General features: G+C 66.9%; 4 protein-coding genes and 1 tRNA gene. 3 read left to right on the plus strand and 2 right to left on the minus strand.

What is annotated here, in order from left to right; genetic code table 11:
• The first annotated feature begins 43 nt into the window (after positions 1-43).
• The 3 genes from FV233_RS28165 (at position 44) to FV233_RS28175 (ending at position 3001) form a co-directional block, all read left to right on the plus strand.
• Positions 44-120: transfer RNA gene (locus FV233_RS28165), tRNA-Met, on the plus strand.
• A 778-nt stretch (positions 121-898) separates the two neighbouring features.
• The gene (locus tag FV233_RS28170; protein WP_147857678.1) at positions 899-1402 is read left to right on the plus strand and encodes a MucR family transcriptional regulator; all 504 of its coding nucleotides are present in this window, start codon (positions 899-901) and stop codon (positions 1400-1402) included.
• Positions 1403-1543: 141 nt separating this feature from the next.
• Positions 1544-3001, plus strand: a complete 1458-nt coding sequence (locus tag FV233_RS28175; protein WP_147899491.1) for a Do family serine endopeptidase — start codon at positions 1544-1546, stop codon at positions 2999-3001.
• Between the two features lie 96 nt (positions 3002-3097).
• Here the strand turns inward: FV233_RS28175 and FV233_RS28180 are convergent, their stop codons facing one another.
• Both FV233_RS28180 and FV233_RS28185 read right to left on the minus strand, forming a co-directional pair.
• Positions 3098-3664: a hypothetical protein gene (locus FV233_RS28180; RefSeq protein ID WP_147857050.1), complete on the minus strand. Its 567-nt coding sequence runs from the start codon at positions 3662-3664 to the stop codon at positions 3098-3100.
• Positions 3664-4299: a restriction endonuclease gene (locus FV233_RS28185; protein WP_210249513.1), complete on the minus strand. Its 636-nt coding sequence runs from the start codon at positions 4297-4299 to the stop codon at positions 3664-3666. The genes FV233_RS28180 and FV233_RS28185 overlap by 1 nt, the downstream gene beginning before the upstream one ends.
• Positions 4300-4549: the final 250 nt, after the last annotated feature.

Below are 4549 nucleotides of genomic sequence, written 5' to 3' on the forward strand. Positions count from 1 at the left end.
GCCAACCAGCGCCAGCCAGCCCGGATCAGCCGCACAACCTTGGCGCGGGGTGGAGCAGCCCGGTAGCTCGTCAGGCTCATAACCTGAAGGTCACAGGTTCAAATCCTGTCCCCGCAACCAAATCCCTTCCGACCACCCGACCACCACCAAAAACCCGGCCCGCTCACGCGGACCGGGTTTTTCGTGATCGGGGCTTCGCTTGCCGAGGCGGTCTGTCGAGCGGACGGTTTTGAGCCGTGACGCTGCGGCGTGATGGGCTGTTCCCTCTCGGCCTGACCGCTCGACCGCTTCGAACAGGCCGCCCAGCCGCGCTCCGAAGCGGTCTCAAGTCCGATCCGATCTCGCTTATCAACCGGCCCGCGCGATCGGCCTGGGACGGGCGCCGTGCGTCGCCCCCGACAGCCAGGGCATGTCCACGCGGCGTGCTCACAGAGCCGCGGTCGGGGCGTCCGATGTGACAGGCGGGGATTGCTGTAGCCTCCCGGTCGCGACGCGAAAAAGCACGCTGGAGTTGCGCCGAGAATCCCTGCCACAGCCGCCCGGCGATGCCGGCGTTCCGCATTGCAGTACGAATGCCGAGCCGAATATCGATTTCGTCTGAGACACGGTCTTTATTTCCCATCCTCCAGCCAGATCCTCTCAGTTGATGACGGATCATCTCCAACCGATCATGAGCCCGATCGGGTTCGATTGCGCACAAGCAAGATGGCGGGCTATTATTTTCCTTGAGGTTGGTTGTCCAATGCACCTGTTCTTGGCCTGTTTCTGAATGTATATCGCGATATCGAATTTGAGACTTGACGGGTCATTGAAAAGCGATTGTATCGGCCCTCAGGATCGCAACGCTGTTCTTGCGTTCTGGCCAGTTTGGACATCACGAGAAGGCGGCGCACACGATATGACTCAACGCGATGGCGACAGGAGCCGCTTCGTTACGCTCGCATCCGAGATCGTCTCGGCCTATGTGAGCAACAACCACGTGCAAAGCGCGGATCTGCCGAAACTGCTCAGCGACATCCACGGCGCGATCCAGGACGTCCACACCGGCGGCGCGGCCGTCGCAGCCCCCAGCAAGGCGACCACACAGGAGATCCGGCGTTCGGTGACGCCCGACTACCTGATCTCGTTCGAGGACGGGAAGCCCTACAAGACCCTGCGCCGCCACCTCACCCTGCGCGGCCTGACCCCGGAGGCCTATCGCGCCAAGTGGGGCCTCGATGCCGACTACCCGATGACCGCCCAGAGCTATTCCGCGCAGCGCTCGCAGCTCGCCCGCTCGCTCGGCCTCGGCCAGCAGCGCCGGAAATCCGCCGCGCCGCCGACCGCCCAGCCCGAGCCGGTCGCGCAGGCCCCCGAACAGCCGACCAAGAAGCGCAGTGTGCGCCGCAAGGAAGACGCCTGAACGGCCCTGACGGCCGGGCCTGCCCGGCTCGTCCGGCGACGGCGTCGCGGGCCTGCCGCAATCGGCTCCGATAGCGTAAGGCCGCACGGCGCGCCGCCGCCGATCCGGACGGCGCGCCCGACCTGCCGCCGGAGCCCTTGCATGCTGATCCGCCCCGTCCTGCCCGCCCTCGTCGCGACCCTGCTGGCCGCCGGCCCCGCCGGGGCGCAGATGGCCCGCACGGAGGCTCCCGCCGCCCCCAAGGAGGGGACGGCCAAGGCGGTGCCCCTCAGCCGGAGCGACGTCCAGCTGTCCTTCGCCCCGGTGGTGAAGCGGGCCGCGCCCTCGGTGGTCAACGTCTACGCCTCCCATGTCGAGAAGCGCTCCACCGCGCGCGCCAGCGCCATGGACGAGTTCATGCGCCGCTTCTTCGGCGAGCCGGAGGGCGGCCGCGGCCCCCGGGGCGACCGGGCCCAGCGGTCGCTCGGCTCCGGCGTCCTGGTCGATGCCGACGGCCTCGTGATCACCAACAACCACGTCATCGACAACATGAACGAGGTCCGCATCGCGCTCTCGGACCGCCGGGAGTTCGAGGCGACGATCGTGATGCGCGACACCCGCACCGACCTCGCGGTGCTCAAGCTCAAGGAGGCCCCGAAGGGCCTGGTGCCGATGCCGTTCGGCGATGCCGACGCCCTGGAGGTCGGCGACTTCGTGATGGCGATCGGCAACCCGTTCGGGGTCGGCCAGACCGTGACGCAGGGCATCGTGTCGGCGCTGGCGCGGACCCAGGTCGGCTCGGCGGACTACCAGTACTTCATCCAGACCGACGCCGCGATCAATCCGGGCAATTCGGGCGGGGCCCTGGTCGACCTGCGCGGCCAGCTGGTCGGCATCAACACGGCGATCTACTCGCAATCCGGCGGCAGCCACGGCATCGGCTTCGCGATCCCCGTCGGCATGGTCAAGGCGGTGGTCGACGCGGCCCGCGACGGGGCGAGCGTGGTGCGCCGGCCCTGGCTCGGCGCGCGCATCCAGAGCGTGACCCCCGACATCGCCGACAGCATGGGCCTCGACCATCCGACCGGCGTCCTGGTGGCGAGCCTGCAGCCCAAGAGCCCCGCGGACGAGGCCGGCCTGAAGCGCGGCGACCTGATCCTGACCATCGACGGCCAGGAGGTCGCCGACCCGGAGGCGTTCGGCTACCGCTTCGCCCTCAAGGGCGTCCAGGGCCAGACCCGCTTCGGGATCCTGCGCGGCACGGCCCGCCAGACGGTCGCGGTCAAGCTCGCCCCCGCCCCGGAGACGCGCCCGCGCGACGTGCTCAAGGTGAAGACCCGCTCGCCGTTCCAGGGCGCGAGCCTGGTCAACACCTCGCCGGCGGTGGCCGAGGAGCTGCAGGTCGACTTCCCGGCCGAGGGCGTGGCCGTGCAGGCGGTGGACGAGACCTCCATCGCCAGCCGGCTCGGCCTGCAGAAGGGCGACATCATCGTGGCGGTCAACGGCGTGCCGGTGGCGACCACCAAGGACCTGGACCGGGTCACCCGCAACACCCTCAATTCCTGGGAGGTGGTGATCAACCGCAACGGCGAGATCATGACCTCGGTGTTCGGGGGCTGAGCCGGACGGAGGATCCGGCCGCACGTTCAGCGATGCGATCCGGGAGCGTGCGGCGCCTGTTGCCCGGCGCCCCCCGGGTCGCCATCCCGGGGTGGGTCAGCGAAGCGGATCGGCCTCTGGAACGCGACGCGTCGTGGGCGTCGGGAGGAACGCGATCAGTTCCTTGATCAATCTATGGCCGATGACCTGTCCCGCCGCATCCGTCCTGAGTTTCGGTATGGCCTCCTGCTCCGAGCGTCGCGCATGCGGCTTCGGCAGCAGCATCCTTAGGGCGCTTCTCCAGTCCTGCCGATCGTTCTCAACGCGCTCGCCGCCAAGCCTCAAATTGAAGACGGATGAAAAGTGCTCCACATCCTTGAATAAATCCTCCTCAAGGGTGGGCACGGCAACGAAGAGCCGACAGGCTTCGTCACCCGACGTATCCCTCTGAAGATCCTGAAAAATATCCTGCTGCTCCGAAACCTTGTCGGGATCGGTCGTATCCGCGTCGACGACGATGGCGACACGGTTGTCGTCGCTCAAGGCGAGCGATGTTCCCAGCGATACGGCGGACGACTTGCCGCCGCCCTCCAGCACACGGATGTCTTCGCGACCGGCTTCGTGGAGCAAGGCACGCAGGACGATCGCGTCGGCCGGCCCTTCCGTCACGATATACGAGGCCATCACAGAACTCCCGCCCGCGGATCGAAATCGGGCTTTCCGTGCTGCATCAGGACGCGATACTTTCGCCGTAGGGCATCCGCGAAATCCTGCCGTTCCAGCAGGAAGCCGATCTCCGGTCCCTGCCATAAGAGGATGGCATGCGGAGCCATATAGTGCGCGAGCGTGACGGCGGGATCGGTAAAGCCGCTGCTGCTGAACACGCACCCGATGACGCCGGCGGGCCGACGCAACAGCTGGTTTCTCAATTTCGCCAGCGGCTCGACATTCACGTTGGCCTGCTGATCCTTGGCCTCCACCATGCACGCGATACCGTCGAGCAGCACCATCCCGTCAATCTGCTCCACGACCGCGCCGTGCAGGTTGACCGCATAAGGCCAGATGATCTCGGCGCCGCTCAGCTGGAAAGCCCTCAGGATGAGATGTTCGAACGCCTTCCCGCTGGACCAGCCCGCGATCCGTTTTCGGGGTTGGCCACCGATCTTGTCCCAGAGCGATGACAGCTCGGCCCATCCGCAAGCGCCGATGTTCGAAACATCGTCGCTCGTCGATCGCTTCCTGGCGGATGCTTTGGCCCTCATCTTCAGACCCCATCCAAGATCAGCGTAGATCTCGACCGATTCGGCTGGCTCGAGCAAGGGCCCTGAGCTTCGTGATACATCCCGGACGGCGTGCAACGTGTGGTGATCTCGCGCGTCTGCCCGAAGGCTCGCCGCCTGATCGGTGTGGGCGAGCCGGGTGTCTGAGACGCCCGGGCCGATCCCTGGGGATATCCGGCACGCGCGGGAAACGAAAAATCTTGCCGCTGTGCATCGACCCGGTCTTCATGCGGCGATGTCCGACCTGTTCGCCTCCGCCGAGCCTCCCGCCCGCCCGGCCGCCTCGGCA

Origin of the sequence: Methylobacterium sp. WL7 (assembly GCF_008040085.1) — a bacterium.
GTDB classification, from domain to species: domain Bacteria; phylum Pseudomonadota; class Alphaproteobacteria; order Rhizobiales; family Beijerinckiaceae; genus Methylobacterium; species Methylobacterium mesophilicum.

What these genes read in the sequence shown, in the direction of transcription:
- FV233_RS28170 (WP_147857678.1), top strand. Translation starts at nt 899, where the DNA reads ATGACTCAACGCGATGGCGACAGGAGCCGCTTCGTTACGCTCGCATCC.
- FV233_RS28175 (WP_147899491.1), top strand. Translation starts at nt 1,544, where the DNA reads ATGCTGATCCGCCCCGTCCTGCCCGCCCTCGTCGCGACCCTGCTGGCC.
- FV233_RS28180 (WP_147857050.1), bottom strand. Translation starts at nt 3,664, where the DNA reads ATGGCCTCGTATATCGTGACGGAAGGGCCGGCCGACGCGATCGTCCTG.